Genomic DNA, 735 nt, shown 5'->3' with positions numbered 1-735 from the left:
GCTCTATCCAGCTGCTGCTGAGTCTCGTCCTGTTGCTCTGGAAGAGCCTGCTGATGGCCGATCCGGGCCTTACTGACTCGAGCACGCACGGCCTCCTCCTTGAGCAGACGATAGTGAGAGCAGGCCGCTTCGATCACGGTTCCGTCACCCGCCAGGCAGGCTGTCGATGTTCCGGACCTGGCGAGAACGGTGCGTGTCAGCGCTTCGAAAAACTCCTGTGACAGCGCCTGTTCATGCAGGCAGATAAAGCGCCCGATATTGGCATGATCCGGGGCAATGCCGCCGGTCACCCACATGGCCCCCAAATCCACACGTGCCAGCCGCTCCAACGCGCGCAGCGATGAGACCCCGTGCATGATCCCGTAGAGAATCAGCCCCATCATCGCGCGTGGCGCATAGGGTGCGCGCCCTGTGGCGGCATAGCGCGCCTCGAAGGGCGTCCAGTCCTGGGCATCCAGCAGGTCGGCCACCACAAACGGGGCACGAATCCCTGACTGCCGCAGATGATCTTCAAGCGGTGTCATGCCCAGGAAAATCGCCGTGGCGTCACCTCGTAGAAAACGCCGCCCTGACGAGCCAGCCGTTACGCGGGAGGATGGAGGGGGCGAAGCAGGCGATGCCTGAAAAAGCGCGAACTGCCTGTCATCGGGTGTGGGCATGCATGCTGTCGACACGGTAAGCTCTCAGACAGATAGAAGGTTCATTTTACGGCTTTGCCCCTTTCGCGACACCCTC

General features: G+C 61.9%; 1 protein-coding gene. It reads right to left on the bottom strand.

Features of this window, described 5'->3' with window-relative positions; translation table 11 throughout:
• Window positions 1–524 (bottom strand): transposase (locus CWI66_RS17670; protein ID WP_232711017.1); only part of this gene is annotated, 524 nt, incomplete at its 3' end.
• Between the last annotated feature and the right edge of the window lie 211 nt (window positions 525–735).

This window comes from Halomonas sp. 141, from assembly GCF_002810305.1.
GTDB classification, from domain to species: Bacteria; Pseudomonadota; Gammaproteobacteria; order Pseudomonadales; family Halomonadaceae; genus Vreelandella; species Vreelandella stevensii.
This window is presented reverse-complemented; position numbering and strand designations above follow the sequence as displayed.